This window comes from Halomonas sp. KM072, assembly GCF_050710315.1.
In the GTDB taxonomy this organism is placed as follows: Bacteria; Pseudomonadota; Gammaproteobacteria; order Pseudomonadales; family Halomonadaceae; genus Vreelandella; species Vreelandella hamiltonii.
This window is the reverse complement of sequence record NZ_CP136132.1, coordinates 1,412,827-1,426,844: the sequence shown is the minus strand read 5'-3', so window position 1 is coordinate 1,426,844 and position 14,018 is coordinate 1,412,827. Positions and strand designations below refer to the sequence as shown.

The window sequence follows — 14,018 nt, the reverse complement described above, 5'->3', positions numbered from 1 at the left end:
CCATTGCCCCCATGAGCCAGGCAGCGCTACAGCAGTTCTATATTCCAGAGGAGCAGTCGGTCTATCTGCTGAGCCATCACGATGCGCGCAAGCTGAAAGACTGGGTAGCGCTGTGCCAGGCTCAGCTGGTGCAGCTGGGGTACCGGGACATCGAGTTGATTGGCAAGGGAGCCTATGGTTTCGTGTTTGCGGGCAGCGCTCAGCAGCAGGGGCAGCCCACCCACTATGTGTTCAAGTTCTCGCGCATCACGCTGCCTACCCACTTGCAAGAGCGCCTCGAAGAAGAGGCGTTCATGCTCGATCAGGTCAGCCACCCTCTGATTCCCGGGCTGATCGCCTATCAGCGTGTGCGCGGCCAGTCAATTCTGGTCATGGAGCGCGCGCCCGGCTGGAATCTCGAGCAAGTATCGCTGCGCCAGGGGCGGCTCTCGCCGCGCCTGGTAGTGCATATTGCCGCGCAGTTGGCAGAGATTCTGGTCACCCTGCGCCGGGAAACCGGCCCCCATGCCCGCCCGGTGGTGCATGGCGACATCAAGCCTTCCAACCTGGTGTTCGACGCCAGCAGGGAAAGCATTGCCCTGATCGATTGGGGGTCATCGGTCTTTGCCCAGTTGGATGCGGCGCTGCAGTTCGTCGGTGCCAACGTGATGGAGCTGATGTCGGATAACCTGCAGCAGACCAACGCACGGCTGGGCGATGTCTACTTCATTGGCGAAGAGCAGCTCAACGGCGCGCTGTCATCGCCGCGTTTCGACGAACAGGGGGTGGCGGGGACCCTGTATTCCCTGGCATCGGCGCAGTCCTGCCGTTTTGGCTGCCGGGCGATTCCGGCCAGTGCGTTGGGCCTGCCCATCGAGTTTGCCCGCACGCTGGATGGGCTGCTGGATGCCGACCCGGCCATTCGCCGCCGCGCGGGGGACCACTTCATTCGTGAAATGCCGCGCATGGCCAGAACCGTGATGATCGACTTGCCTGCCGTGCCGCCGCCGCCCCTGGTGCCGATCTGGGGGCATCGCCAGCGTCGGGAGATCGATACCGTGGTGTACAGCTCTCGCAAGGCCTTTCTGCGCGAGGCTAGCGTCGAAGAAACCCTCAATGACGTCAATGACGTGCAGCTGGACCGCTACTACAAGCAGTTCATGCAGGGCATGGGCGACACCGAGAAAGCCTTTCTGGCGTCGGTGAGCCGGTTGGGCAAATACCCCGTGGTGGGCGGGCTGGCCGTGCGCTGGGAGCGGGAGGGCGTCTATATCGACTCGTCGCTCAATCTGCACGACCCCGACCTGAAGCCTGCCTTTACCGAAGCGGTAAATAACATGGTGCATCTGGCGCGGGCCATCCATCGCCAGGGTATTTTCAAGAGTTGCCTGTTCAATGCGCGGCAGACGCTGCACCTGGAGCGGGAAAGCGCCGATGCATCGTTCGCTGCGCAGCCGGGTATGGCCATCGGCTATGAGGTGAGCGCCGTGCCGGAGATGGAGGATCGCACCCGCCAGCACAGCTACTTCGAAGATGGTCCGGATCCAGAAGAGCTGCTGGTGTTGCCCGAAAGCATCATGGCCCTGCTGGAGCAGCTCAATGACATTCACCATACCGGCATGATCATCTTCGAGGCGCTGCCCAGACACCTGAAGATTCATAGCTACTACCGTCTGCTGGACCCGCGCCGAGAGCAGGCGTTCTCTGCGCTGCTGGCGCACATACTGGACAGCGTCAATCAGATCGAAGGGCTGGGGGTGTCGGGCTTCATGAAAATGCCCTACAAGGACACCCGGTTCTTTACCCACCTGGAGTGCCAGCCTGCCCACTACTACCCCAGAGACCCGCGCGACTATCTGCGCAAGCTGAGCGGTGGGGCAATCGATCCGCGTTAGCGGGTTACCTCGCGGGTCAGCCACTCGCCCAACTGCTGATTCAGATCATCGGACGCTGCGCCGAAGGCATCGACCACGTCGGCAATGGCGACGCTGCTGGCACGCTTGCGTATGGCGAAGCTGCTGGTCGCCAAGGGCGCGCGGTTACTGTCAACCAGCTGTACATCCAGCTGCACGTTGACGCTGGGCGGCGTATCGTCGTATTCGCTCTGGAAGTGGCGCAGCTCGCTGAGCAGGGTCAGGTCGTGGGGCAGGCGATCACTGCCGACGCTCGCAAACCGCTGCTGGGCCTGCAGGCCTTCGATGAGTCGGGCCTTGAGCATGTCCGGAGCGTCCTCGTGCCAGCGTGCGCCTTCGTAGACGTTCACCACGTTGCCTTCCGGAAATACCACCATGCGGTTGCTGCCCAGCAAGTGCCCCGTTTCTGGCGTGGCGATGCCCAGCGTCATGGCGTGGGTGGCCGCTGCATTCGGCTGCCCTGAGGTGTCTACGGCCGGCAGCCGATAAAGCGTGGCCGGTTCGTTGTCGGGCAGGATCGAACAGGCCGTCAGGGTGGCCAGAATGATCAGCAGGGCGCCTGTACGCAGGGGGCGGATTCGAAGGGCACCGTTTCGAAGGGGCCTGATTTGCAGGGCTTTGGCTCGCAGGGTCTTGAACATCATGGGCGGAACTCCTCTATCTGGTCACGGCCCAGCAAAAAGTTGGTGGGGTTCTCTTCGAGCTGGCGGGTAATGCGATCCAGGGTGGTCAGGGTGGCGCGCAGCGCCGCCAGGGCCGGGGCAATATCACGGGTGCTTTGCAGCGTGCTTTCCACGGCACCGGCATTGTCCTCCACCAGCTGTTCGATGCGCTGGGCGGCGTTGGCCACGTCGCGGCTGGCATTCTCGGCGCTCTGCATGACCTCTCGACCTTCGCGGCTGAGCAGCGAATGCGCTTCCTGGCTTAGGGTCTCGATGCTTTCCAGGGTGGCGGTGGCCTGACGTGAGACCTCCCCGAACAGGGCCATGTTCTCGTCCAGAGCAGACTGCTGGGAGGCAATCATGTCGGTGATCTGGGCAACGTTGGTGAGAATGTTGCCTGCCTCCTGGCGATTGTCGTCGCTGAACAGCTCGTTGACGTTTTTCAGAATGGCGTTGATGTTGTCGATCATCTCTTCGCCCTCTTCGAAGAGCGTGGCAATCGGCGACGGGTCGGCGCGAATGAACGGCATGTCGTCATCGCTCTGGTCCAGCAGGCGCGGGGTCTCCGGCGTGCCGCCATGCAGCTGAACGGACATGCTGCCAGTAATGCTGGCAAAGGCCAGACGTGCCCGGGTATCGGTCTTGACCGGGGTGTCTTCGTACACCCGGATACTGGCCAGCACCTGGCGGGGGTCATCCGGATTGAGGCTCAATTCGGTGACATCACCTACCTCGATGCCGTTGTACTGCACCTTGCTGCCCACCGCCAGGCCGCTGACGCTGCGCTCGAACAGGATGCGGTAGGGCTGGTAGTCGCGCTCGCCCGCCGCGTGGCTCATCCATAGGGCAAAGAGCAGGGCAGCGGCTGCCGTGAGCACGGTGAACAAGCCGATCATGATATGGTGCGCGCGGGTTTCCATGTGTCTCACTCCTCGCGGGAAGTCGGTTCGGCAGAGCGCTGCGCGGCGCGTCCACGGGGGCCATTGAAATAGTCCTGTATCCACTCGTCGTCGGTCTGGGCGACTTTCTCCAGGGTGTCGGCCACCAGCACGCGCTTCTGGGATAACACCGCTACGCGGTCGCAGGCGGCGTAGAGCGTGTCCAGGTCGTGGGTGACCAGAAAGACGCTGAACCCCAGGGCGTCTCTCAAGGTGACCAGCAGCTGATCGAAGGCGGCGGCCCCGATAGGGTCCAGCCCGGCGGTGGGTTCGTCGAGAAACAGAATGTCAGGGTCCAGGGCCAGGGCGCGAGCCAGCGCGGCGCGCTTGACCATGCCCCCCGACAGCGACTCCGGGAACTGTCGCGCCGCCTGCGGGGGCAGGCCGACCAGCGCCAGCTTGATGCGCGCCAGGTACTCGGCTTCTTCTCGGGACAGCTTGGCGTGCTCGATGAGGGGGAGCGCGACGTTTTCCTGTAGCGTCAACGAGCTGAACAGGGCGCCACGCTGGAAAAGCACGCCAAACCGCCGTTCGACCTGGCTGCGCTCGGCATCGCTCAGCTCGTCGAGCCGGTTGCCCAACACGTCGATGCGGCCCCCATCAGGCTTCTTGAGACCGACGATACTGCGTAGCAGTACGGATTTGCCGGTGCCCGACCCGCCGACCACGCCGAGAATTTCACCGCGCTGCAGCGTCAGGTCGAGGTCTTCGTGGACCACGTGGCTTCCAAAGCGGTTGACCAGCCCCTCGACGGTGATGGCCGCGTGGTCGTCTCGGGCATTGGGGGTCTTGTGGTGTTCCTTTACCATCCCATCTCCATGAAAAAGAGTGCCGCCAGGGCGTCCAGTAGAATCACCATGAAAATGGATTGTACGACGCTGGAGGTCGTATGGGTGCCCACGGACTGGGCACTGCCGCTGACCTTGAAGCCTTCCAGGCAGCCAATCACGGCAATCACGAAAGCAAACACCGGGGCCTTGCTCATGCCCACCAGAAAATGCGTCACCGAGACGTCGTTCTGGAGCGTGTCCATGAATTGGGTCAGGGAGATATCCAGCGAGAGGGTGGCGACCATGGCGCCACCGACCAGGCCACTGAGCATGCCGACGAAGGCCAGCAGGGGCAGGCTGATCAGCATGGCCATGACCCGGGGCAGCACCAGCAGCTCGATGGGGTCCAGCCCCTGGGTTTTGAGGGCGTCGATCTCCTCGTTGGATTTCATGGCCCCCAACTGCGCCGTGAAGGCGCTGGCGGTACGCCCCGCCAGCAGAATGGCCGCCAGCAGCACGCCGAATTCACGCAGGAAGGAAAACGCCACCAGATCGATGGTGTACACCGTGGCCCCAAAGTCTTCCAGCACCGTGGCCCCGAGAAAGGCCACCACGGCCCCCACCATGAAGGTCAATAGGGCCACGATGGGCACGGCATTCAGGCCACTTTGCTGCACATGGGCCACCGTAGCGGTGATGCGCCAGCGGCTGGGCCGAAACACGAGCGGGGCGAAGGCCGCCAGCACCAGACCGATGAACCCCAGCAGTTGACGCTGCTGAGACCACAAACCGCTCATCTGCTGACCGATGGAAGCCAGCGCTTCGCTGACGCGAGAGGCGCGCGGTTGGTCATTTTCCAGCGGGGATGCCATGGCCTCGGCCAGACGCATCAGCAGAGCTTGCTGCGCGTCCGGTAGCTCGCTGGCCCACTCATTTACCTGCTTGGCGTTGTCAACGCCTACCAGCTCGATGACCAGCGCGGCGCCCGCCGTGTCCAGTTTGTCGAAGCCGGGCAGCTCGATAGACGCCTCAGAGACCTCCTGCTGTCGATTCAGCGTGTCTCTCAAGGCCGAATAGTGGCGAAGCGTCCATTCCCCGTGCAGCGCTATGTGATCATCGTGTTGCGTGACCCACTCGTTTGGCATCCCTGCTCCCCATGTGCCGACAAGGCGATTAATGCTCCATGATGCATTCAAACGAGCGTTAATGAAAGGTCGCCGGCAACGGGATTAACGTGAAGCCCCATATTTGGGGGCGAGTTCCTGCTTGATGCGGGCAGCGACCTCCTTGAGTCGTGGGCCAAGATTGTTGACCAGGCGATCATGATCCAGCCGCAGGCTGGAGCCGCCACAGTTGATGGCCATGACTTCCGCACCATCTTCCAGAATCAGTGGCATCGCCACCGCGCTGATATCCCGCTGCCAATCCTGTTCGGAGAGGCAGAAGCCGTACTCGGCATAGTCGCGCAGGCTCTGTTCGATGCCCGCCTGCAGGCGGGGCCAGTCGCTGCCATGAAACGCGGCCAGCTCTTGCATCACCTGATGGCGACGCTCGCCAGACAGCCCGCAAAGCCACGCGCGCCCGATGGCCGACGTGGCGATGGGCAGCCGGGAGCCCACGTCCAGGCGAATGATCAGCGGGCCGTGGCCATGGCAGGTTTCCAGATACACCATGTCGCTGCGGTCGGCACTGCCCAGGCTGACGTTACAGTCGGTGGCATCGGCAAACTGCTGCAGATGGGGGCGGGCGATTTCGCGTATCCCCATGTTGGCCAGAAAGCGGTAGCCCAGTGCCAGCACCCCTGGCCCCAGGCGGTACTTTTCCAGATGGCGGTTATGCTGCAAGTAGCCAAGCTGGGTCAGCGTGTAGGTCAGCCGTGACACCGTGGGGCGGGGAATGCGGGTGCGATTGGAGAGCTCCGCATTGCCCAGGTACTCCTCGCCCGTTCCAAAGGCGCGGAGCAGTTCCAGCCCACGCGCCAGCGCGGTGACGAAGTTGCGGTCTTTTTCGGAGGGTTGCGGCTCATCAGCAGCGGCGTCGGTGGGTTCCATCAAGCGTCTCGGCTAATCGTTCATTGAGTGGCAAGTATCGCATACCTGCGCTGGGGCGATGCAAAGCGTGATGACAAAGTGCCATCAACGCTTGGCCTGCGTCAGCGGTCCAGGCGCTCGATGATGGAGGCAATGCCCTGACCTACGCCGATGCACATGGTCACCAGCGCATAGCGCCCGCCGGTGGCTTCCAGCTGGCGCAGGGCCGTGAGGGCCAGGCGCGCGCCCGAGGCACCCAGCGGATGGCCGATGGCAATGGCGCCGCCGTTGGCATTCAGGCGTGGGTCGTCGGCGGAAAGCCCGAGCTGCTGAACGCAGCCCAGCACCTGCACCGCAAAGGCCTCGTTGATTTCGATGACGTCCATCTGTGCCAGCTCAAGGCCAGCCCGGGCCAGCGCTTTTTGCGACGCTGGCACCGGCCCCAGGCCCATCACCCGAGGGGCAACGCCCGCCACGGCGCTGGCGACGATACGGGCGCGCGGGGCAATCCCGGCACGCTCGCCCGCAGCCAGGGTGCCGACGATCAGCGCCGCCGCGCCGTCGTTCAACCCGGAAGCGTTGCCTGCGGTCACGACGCCGTTGTCGAACAGCGCACCCAGCCTGGCCAGTTTCTCTTCGGTGCTTTCCGGCCTGGGGTGCTCGTCCTTGTCCACCCGCAGCGGCGGCTGTTTGCGCCCTTGGGGCACTTCGACGCCAAACATCTCGCCGTCATAGAAACCGTTGGCCAAAGCCTGGGCGTAGCGAGCCTGGGAGCGGGCGGCAAAGGCGTCGCTGGCGTCGCGGCCAATGTTCAGGTCGTGGGCGATGTTATCGGCGGTTTCCGGCATGCTGTGGCTGCCGTACTCCCTGGCAATCCACGGGTTGGGGAAGCGCGAGCCAATCACGGTATCGAACATAAGCTGATTTCGCGCGTAGGGGGAGTCGGCTTTGCCCAGCACGTAGGGCGCACGCGACATGGACTCGACTCCGCCGGCCAGGAACAGCTCGCCTTCGCCCAGACGCGCCGCCCGGGCGGCGTCCATCATGGCGGCCAGGCCGCTGCCGCACAGCCGGTTGACCGTTTGCCCCGCGACGTCGATGGGCAGGCCCGCCAGCAGCGCCCCGTGGCGGGCCACGTTGCGAGAGTCTTCGCCCGCCTGGTTGGTACAGCCCGCCAGTACTTCTTCGTAGCTTTCTGGGGCAAACGGATTGCGCGCCACCAGCGCTTTTAACGTCAATCCCAGTAACTCATCCGGGCGAATGGCCGCCAGGCTGCCGCCATGGCGGCCAAAAGGGGTGCGTAATCCGTCGTAGATATAGGCGTCTTGCATGGTTGTTCTCCTTGTTTGGGTGAGCCGTATCGGCAACTGGGTTGTCAGCCCGTTGGCCCGTCCGTCAGGGACATGCCCAGCGCAGCGCGACGGCGCAGCCACGGGCTGGGGCGGTAGCGGGGGTCGCCGGTGGCGTCCAGCAGGTTGTGCAAAATGGTGAGGATGCGCGAGGCGCCGTAGTGGTCGCCCATGCGTAGCGGGCCGAACGGATAGCCTAGGCCGAGTTCTACCGCCCGGTCGATGGTGGCAGGCGCTGCGACCCCTTGCTGAGCGATATCCGCCCCGACATTGACGATGCAGGCCACCACCCGCTGCAGCACGAAGCCATTGCTGTCCTGAAGTGTGCTGACCGGCGTGCCATCGGCATTGAGCAGGCTGGCTGCGGCCTCGATGAAGCCTTCGCGGGTCAAGGGCGACGCCATCAGGCTGCGGCGCTTTTCCAGCCCTGCCAGCATGTCCACCGCCACGCACTGCTCGGCGTTCAGGCCCTGGCGCAGGGCGCACTGGGTGGTGTCTTCGCCCAGCGGCGTCAACAGACACAGCGCCTCGGGAGAAGGCTGCTGCCCGCTCTCCAGCGGCCAACCAGCGGCCTCGACCAGCCCGGCAAGCTGAGCGGCGCTGTCCGGGTCCTCCCGGCTGATCCACACTGGGCAAGCAGGCGTCGACTGGCGGGGGCGCTCCTCTGGCATCTGCTGCTGGCCCTCCACGTAGCGGTAGAAGCCTTCGCCGGTCTTGCGCCCCAGCAGCCCCGCTGAAAGCCGCTGGCGGGTCAGGGGTGAGGGCCGAAAGCGCGGCTCTTCATAATATTGGTGGTACACCGATTCCATCACCGCATGGGAAACGTCGAGACCGGTCAGGTCCAGCAGCGTGAATGGCCCCATGCGAAAGCCGCCCTGGTCGACCATGATGCGGTCAATGGTGGCGGGGTCGGCCACGCTCTCGCTCAGAATACGCAGCGCTTCGGTGCCAAAGGCTCGCCCGGCGTGATTGACCAGAAAACCGGGGGTGTCGGTGGCCTGGGCGGTGAAGTGGCCCATGGCAGACCCCAGGGCATCGACCCGCTGGGTAACGCTGTGATCCGTTCTCAGCCCCGGAATCACCTCGACGATTTTCATCAGCGGTACCGGGTTGAAGAAGTGAAAGCCAATCACCCGTTCAGGGTGCTGGCAGGCGGCCGCAATCGCGGTCACCGACAGCGAAGAGGTGTTGGTGGCAAGAACGGCATCCTGGCGAACAATGCCTTCTAAATCGCTAAACAGCCCCTGCTTGGCTTCCAGCTTCTCGATAATCGCTTCAACGACGATATCGCAGGGGGCGAGGGCGGCGAGGTCGCGGGCCTCAATCAATCGTTCGCCGTACTGCTCGGCTTGGGCTTGGGTAATCCGCTGCTTGTCGGCGCTACGCTGCCATAACCCATTAATAAAGGCAGTCGCTTCCGCCACCGCGCCTTCTTTTACATCAAATAGCATGACGTTCAGGCCAGCCTGCGCGGCGAGCTGAGCAATCCCTCTACCCATGGCCCCCGTGCCGACAATGCCAAGAGTGTTGAACGAATGGGCGACTGCGTCGTTGGACATAGGTCAAAATCCTCGCTGCAAGTGTTTGTTGTTCTGCATTGCAAAATAGCATTTCGTTTATTGACTGCCATCCTAGGCTATGCAAAAGTGCCTGACAAGAGAGTGAACGCTAGTTTCGCCATGCAGAATTATTGCAAGCCTCACTGCCCGCGCGAACGCCAACCATAAAAATATCGTTGCTACCAGGAGCCGTTATGATCCGTGATCCCGAACTGCTGAATCAGTTGGTTGATACCATTGCCCGCTTTGTCCGGGAGCGTTTGATTCCCAATGAGGCACGGCTTGCCGAAGAGGATGCAGTGCCCGCCGAGATCCTGGCGGAAATGAAGGAGATGGGGCTGTTCGGGCTATCCATTCCTGAAGAGTACGGCGGCTTAGGGCTCACGATGGAAGAAGAAGTTCTGGTAGCCATGGAAATCGGCAAAACGTCTCCCGCGTTCCGCTCGGTATTCGGTACGAATAATGGCATCGGTGCCCAGGGCATTCTGATTGACGGCACTGAAGAGCAGAAAGCCAAATACGTGCCGCGCTTGGCCACCGGGGAAATTCTCAGCTCTTTCTGCCTGACCGAACCGGATTCCGGCTCCGATGCCGCCAGCCTGCGCACCACCGCCGTGCGCGATGGCGACCACTACGTGTTAAACGGCACCAAGCGCTATATCACCAACGGCCCGGAGGCGGACCTGTTCACCGTGATGGCGCGTACCGACCCAGACAACAAAGGCGCTGGCGGTATCTCTGCCTTTATTGTTGAAGGCAATACGCCTGGTCTGATTCGCGGCCCGGCAGATAACAAGATGGGCCAGAAGGGCGCGCATACCTGCGATATCATTTTTGATAACTGCCGCGTACCGGCTGAAAACATCATTGGCGGTAAAGAGGGGCAAGGCTTTAAAACCGCCATGAAAGTGCTCGACCGTGGGCGGCTTCATATTTCTGCGGTGTGTGTGGGCGTAGCCGAGCGCTTGGTCGAAGAGTCGCTGCGCTACACCATGGAGCGTAAGCAGTTTGGTGCGCCGCTGGCAGAGCATCAGCTGGTGCAGGCTATGCTGGCAGATAGCAAAACCGAGGCCTACGCAGGCAAAACCATGGTAATGGACGCCGCACGCCGTAAGGATGACGGCGAAAACGTCTCAACCCTAGCCTCCTGCTGCAAGCTGTTCTGTGCCGAGATGGTGGGTCGCGTCGCGGATCGCGCCGTGCAGGTGCACGGCGGTGCGGGCTATATGTCGGAATACGCCGTAGAGCGTTTCTACCGCGATGTGCGCTTGTTCCGCATTTACGAAGGGACGACGCAAATTCAGCAGCTTGTGATTGCCCGGAACATGGTGCGGGAGGCGTCCTAATGGCTCTGTCGGTCCCTTACCAAGCGCCAGATGAGACGATTTTTGGACGCCTAGCGAGCGAGCTGCTGGCGGAGCTACCCGAGCGCTTGAGCACCCGCGTGCTGGAAAACGCTCAGCGCCTGGCGGATCACCCCGCGCTTGTGGATGGCAACGTTCGCTGGAGCTACGCCGAGCTGGGGCAAGAGATTCATGCCGCCTGCGAGTGGTTAGCTAATTTAGGCGTACGGCCCGGCGACCGTATTATGACGGTCAGTGAAAACTGCCGTGCCCTGGTGGTCCTGCTGTTGGCCGCCAGTGAAATGGATGTTTGGGTCGCGATTGTCAATTCGCGCCTCTCCGCTCAGGAAGTGGATTTAATCCAAGGCAACTGCCTGCCGCGCCGAGTGTTTTACACCTGCGAAGCCTCCCGAGAGGCGAGCCAGCACGCCGAGCGCCACGCGGCCGACCGCTATCAGCATCCGCAGTTGGGCGGCCTAGCGATTTCACCGCTATTTGAGAGCGAGCCAGAGCCTGTTCACGCCAGCGGTGCTGAGCAGGTGGCGGCGATGATCTACACCTCAGGCACCACCGGTACGCCGAAAGGCGTCATGCTGACCCATCGCGGTATTCTGTATATCGCTTCTATTTCCGGCGGCATGCGCCATCTGAGCGAAGGGCAGCGGGTGTATGGCGTGCTGCCCATGTCTCATGTGTTTGGTCTCTCATCGGTGTGTATGGGCTCGCTGTATAACGGCGCGTGCCTGTACACCGTGCCCCGCTTTGACGCGGTACAGCTGCTGGCAACGCTCAAAGAGGAGCGCATTACCGTGCTTCAGGGTGTGCCGGCCATGTACGCTCGCGCCCTGGAGTACTTGAAGCGTGAGCAGCGAGCGTTAGAAGCGCCGGCGCTTATCTATATGTCTGCAGGCGGCTCGCCGCTGGATAGCGATACCAAAACCCGTGTTGAAGCTGCGTTTGGCCTAACGCTGCACAATGGCTACGGCCTCACCGAAGCCAGCCCAACGATTAGTCAAACCCGCATTGAAGACCGCCACCAGAGCAGCACCGTGGGCCGCGTGTTGCCGCTGTTGGAGTATCGGTTGGAGCCCTTAGGGAGCAGCGGCACGTCAGAAAAAGCGGGCGATGAGATCGGCGAGCTGTGGGTGCGTGGCCCCAATATCATGAAGGGCTACTTCCGCCAGCCCGACGCCACCCGCGCCACCTTAACGGAAGATGGCTGGCTCAATACGGGTGATATTGCCAAGCTGGATCACGACGACCAGCTCTATATCGTGGGCCGCAGTAAAGAGCTGATTATTCGCTCGGGCTTCAATATCTACCCGCCGGATGTGGAAGCGGTGATTAATGAGCACCCTGCGGTGACGTTAACCGCAGTGGTAGGGCGGCAAGTGGCAGGCAATGAAGAGGTGGTGGCATTTGTGCAGTGTGAGCCGGGCATTGAAGTCGATATGGCAGAACTCAAAGCCTTTATTGCCGAACGGCTTGCGCCTTATAAGCGTCCGACCCAAATTGTGCTGATGGATGCGCTGCCTTCCACCGCCAGCGGTAAGATTTTAAAAGGGCGGCTACGCGACTTGGCCCAGCAGGAGAGCGCTTTATGAGCGACACAGACAGCGCGATCGCTTCTACCACGCCCCAGGCGCTGATGGGCTATCACGAATTGCTGGGCATGCACGTGGTGGAGTGGGAAGAGGGGCGCGCAGTGGTGGAACTCACCATTGAACCCAAGCACCTTAACCGCAGCGGCAACGTGCATGGCGGCGTACTGGCTTCCATGCTGGACAGCGCCTTAAGCCTGGCGGGCCTGCACTGCGAGGTGCCGGGGAATATTCGTCGCGGGATGACGCTGTCACTTACCACCACCTTTGTGGGGCCTGCTCGGCAAGGCGTGCTGCGGGCCACGGGCACGCTGCGTGGCGGCGGGCAAAAAACCTTCATGACCAGCGGTGAGATCGTGGATGAGCGGGGCAACCTTGTCGCTATGGGCGAAGGCGCTTTTCGTCGCCGTGGCGGTAGCGAATCGTCACAAGGCGTTCCCGACCCGCAGTTGAGGGAGCCTAGCGAGTGAGCCCAGCCCGCCTGCGGGTTTCCTGTTTGCTACTGGTAACGCTTGCCACGCTGATTCATTTGGTGGGTGGCAGCGTGGCGTGGCAAGCCGCAGGCATTGTTGCGCTGCTGCTCTATTTGATGACCCTGAAAGGTCAACTCACCCGCATGGCCAAGGGGCTGCTGTGTGCCGCTGGCGTACTCACGCTGCTCGCGCTGTGGCGCTCGCCTACGCCTGGGCAGCTGCTGTTTGAGGCGAGCGGGCGTTTCGCGTTTTTTGCCACCTTTATAGTGGCGCTGAGTATGTTGCGCTTACCTGCCTATCGCTCCCGTTTAGTGCGCCGCTGCGGGCAAAGTATGCTGCTTCAACCCCCCAGCCGCCGCTACCCAATTTTATCGCTGGGCTCGGCGCTGTTTGGCATCATTCTTAACATTGGCGTGCTGAATCTGTTCGCTGCGATGATCGAGAAGAGCAATACCCTGAGTGCCGCCCAAGGGCGCGCCTGGGTGCGGGAAGCCCGCCAGCGGCGCATGATGCTGGCGCTGCTGCGCGGATTTTCGCTGGCACCGCTGATTTCGCCCATGGGTATTGGGGTAGCCGTGGTGCTTTCAAGCCTTCCCCAGGTCACCTGGCCACAGCTGGCACCCTATATTCTAGGGGCCGCCGCGCTGATTTTTATGGCGGGCTGGGCGGTGGACTACTTCACCGGCCCGCACCCACCCGCCCATAAAACCTATGTCACCCCTTCGTTGCGCCCGTTGGCGCAGTTTAGCGTTTTGCTAATCGGCATTGTGGCGCTGGTGTTTTCCATTGCGTGGCTGCTGGAGTTACGACTGCCCATTGCCGCGCTGTTGGGCGCGCCTACCGGGGCGCTTTTATGGCTGGCTTGGCAGCGTCGCAGGCTGGGCTTTGGCGGGCTGCCTGCCGCCATAACGGCGGTGCATCGTCAGCTACCTTGGTTGCTGTCTCCCAGCGCTAATGAAATCGTTGTGCTGGGGGCGGCAGGCTATTTGGGGCATGTATGCGTGGGCTTGGTGGATACTCAGCAGTTTGCACCGCTATTGGCGGTGCTAGACCCACTCGGCACTTTAAATGCGGTGTTGGCCATGCTGATGGTAGTGGGGCTAGCGCAAATAGGCGTCAACCCGATTGTTACGGTGACGCTGTTGGTGGGCTTGCTCCCCACGCTGGGCATTGAGGGGTTAACGCCTGAGCTGATTGGGGCATCGTTAATGGTAGGCTGGGCGCTTGCGCTGATGTCATCACCAATGACCGCTTCCATGCTGATTCTCTCGCGCTTTACCGGCGTACCTGCCACTCGAATCGGTTACCGCTGGAACGGGCGCTTTCTGATCGCGGCGATACCGCTGCTGGCGTTATGGTTTGGTTGGTCGCCTTTCTGAGGTGGGCTGTTCAAGGAAACGC

General features: G+C 62.1%; 12 protein-coding genes. 5 read left to right on the top strand and 7 right to left on the bottom strand.

The features are described from left to right. Window positions 1–11 precede the first annotated feature (11 nt). Entirely contained in the window at window positions 12–1,874 is a 1,863-nt protein-coding gene (locus RVM26_RS06710; protein WP_498941475.1) for a protein kinase family protein, read from the top strand. Here the strand turns inward: RVM26_RS06710 and RVM26_RS06705 are convergent. The 7 genes from RVM26_RS06705 to RVM26_RS06675 all read right to left on the bottom strand — a co-directional run bounded on the left by RVM26_RS06705 (window position 1,871) and on the right by RVM26_RS06675 (window position 9,200). Further along, window positions 1,871–2,536 carry an ABC-type transport auxiliary lipoprotein family protein gene (locus tag RVM26_RS06705; RefSeq protein ID WP_498941474.1) on the bottom strand — a complete coding sequence of 222 codons (666 nt, stop codon included), beginning with the start codon at window positions 2,534–2,536 and terminating at the stop codon, window positions 1,871–1,873. The two genes, RVM26_RS06710 and RVM26_RS06705, sit on opposite strands and share 4 nt — an antisense overlap. Continuing rightward, on the bottom strand, window positions 2,533–3,474 hold the full coding sequence (locus RVM26_RS06700) for an MlaD family protein (protein ID WP_498941473.1): 942 nt from the start codon (window positions 3,472–3,474) through the stop codon (window positions 2,533–2,535). Before RVM26_RS06700 ends, RVM26_RS06705 begins: the two co-directional genes overlap by 4 nt. A 5-nt stretch (window positions 3,475–3,479) precedes the next feature. Next, entirely contained in the window at window positions 3,480–4,301 is an 822-nt protein-coding gene (locus RVM26_RS06695) for an ABC transporter ATP-binding protein (protein WP_498941472.1), read from the bottom strand. Continuing rightward, window positions 4,295–5,407 carry an MlaE family ABC transporter permease gene (locus RVM26_RS06690; RefSeq protein ID WP_193461933.1) on the bottom strand — a complete coding sequence of 371 codons (1,113 nt, stop codon included), beginning with the start codon at window positions 5,405–5,407 and terminating at the stop codon, window positions 4,295–4,297. Before RVM26_RS06690 ends, RVM26_RS06695 begins: the two co-directional genes overlap by 7 nt. Before the next feature lie 84 nt (window positions 5,408–5,491). After that, window positions 5,492–6,313 (bottom strand): IclR family transcriptional regulator, encoded by an 822-nt coding sequence (locus RVM26_RS06685; protein WP_498941471.1) that lies wholly within the window; start codon window positions 6,311–6,313, stop codon window positions 5,492–5,494. 101 nt (window positions 6,314–6,414) lie between these two features. Further along, a complete protein-coding gene (locus RVM26_RS06680) occupies window positions 6,415–7,623 on the bottom strand; it encodes a 3-oxoadipyl-CoA thiolase (protein ID WP_498941470.1) in 1,209 nt (402 codons plus the stop codon). Window positions 7,624–7,667: 44 nt separating this feature from the next. Next, window positions 7,668–9,200: a 3-hydroxyacyl-CoA dehydrogenase gene (locus RVM26_RS06675; protein ID WP_498941469.1), complete on the bottom strand. Its 1,533-nt coding sequence runs from the start codon at window positions 9,198–9,200 to the stop codon at window positions 7,668–7,670. Between the two features lie 194 nt (window positions 9,201–9,394). Between RVM26_RS06675 and RVM26_RS06670 the strand changes: the two genes are divergently transcribed. The 4 genes from RVM26_RS06670 to RVM26_RS06655 are packed head-to-tail and all read left to right on the top strand — an operon-like array spanning window position 9,395 to window position 13,996. After that, window positions 9,395–10,546, top strand: coding sequence for an acyl-CoA dehydrogenase family protein (locus tag RVM26_RS06670; RefSeq protein WP_498941468.1), 1,152 nt, complete (start codon window positions 9,395–9,397; stop codon window positions 10,544–10,546). Then, window positions 10,546–12,147: a class I adenylate-forming enzyme family protein gene (locus tag RVM26_RS06665; protein WP_498941467.1), complete on the top strand. Its 1,602-nt coding sequence runs from the start codon at window positions 10,546–10,548 to the stop codon at window positions 12,145–12,147. The genes RVM26_RS06670 and RVM26_RS06665 overlap by 1 nt, the downstream gene beginning before the upstream one ends. Beyond that, window positions 12,144–12,614: a PaaI family thioesterase gene (locus RVM26_RS06660; RefSeq protein ID WP_498941466.1), complete on the top strand. Its 471-nt coding sequence runs from the start codon at window positions 12,144–12,146 to the stop codon at window positions 12,612–12,614. The genes RVM26_RS06665 and RVM26_RS06660 overlap by 4 nt, the downstream gene beginning before the upstream one ends. After that, window positions 12,611–13,996 (top strand): hypothetical protein, encoded by a 1,386-nt coding sequence (locus RVM26_RS06655; RefSeq protein ID WP_498941465.1) that lies wholly within the window; start codon window positions 12,611–12,613, stop codon window positions 13,994–13,996. The genes RVM26_RS06660 and RVM26_RS06655 overlap by 4 nt, the downstream gene beginning before the upstream one ends. The last annotated feature ends 22 nt before the right edge of the window (window positions 13,997–14,018 follow it).

Coding starts and splice junctions, on each gene's coding strand:
- RVM26_RS06710 (WP_498941475.1), top strand. CDS start 12: ATGAGCCAGGCAGCGCTACAGCAGTTCTATATTCCAGAGGAGCAGTCG.
- RVM26_RS06705 (WP_498941474.1), bottom strand. CDS start 2,536: ATGATGTTCAAGACCCTGCGAGCCAAAGCCCTGCAAATCAGGCCCCTT.
- RVM26_RS06700 (WP_498941473.1), bottom strand. CDS start 3,474: ATGGAAACCCGCGCGCACCATATCATGATCGGCTTGTTCACCGTGCTC.
- RVM26_RS06695 (WP_498941472.1), bottom strand. CDS start 4,301: ATGGTAAAGGAACACCACAAGACCCCCAATGCCCGAGACGACCACGCG.
- RVM26_RS06690 (WP_193461933.1), bottom strand. CDS start 5,407: ATGCCAAACGAGTGGGTCACGCAACACGATGATCACATAGCGCTGCAC.
- RVM26_RS06685 (WP_498941471.1), bottom strand. CDS start 6,313: ATGGAACCCACCGACGCCGCTGCTGATGAGCCGCAACCCTCCGAAAAA.
- RVM26_RS06680 (WP_498941470.1), bottom strand. CDS start 7,623: ATGCAAGACGCCTATATCTACGACGGATTACGCACCCCTTTTGGCCGC.
- RVM26_RS06675 (WP_498941469.1), bottom strand. CDS start 9,200: ATGTCCAACGACGCAGTCGCCCATTCGTTCAACACTCTTGGCATTGTC.
- RVM26_RS06670 (WP_498941468.1), top strand. CDS start 9,395: ATGATCCGTGATCCCGAACTGCTGAATCAGTTGGTTGATACCATTGCC.
- RVM26_RS06665 (WP_498941467.1), top strand. CDS start 10,546: ATGGCTCTGTCGGTCCCTTACCAAGCGCCAGATGAGACGATTTTTGGA.
- RVM26_RS06660 (WP_498941466.1), top strand. CDS start 12,144: ATGAGCGACACAGACAGCGCGATCGCTTCTACCACGCCCCAGGCGCTG.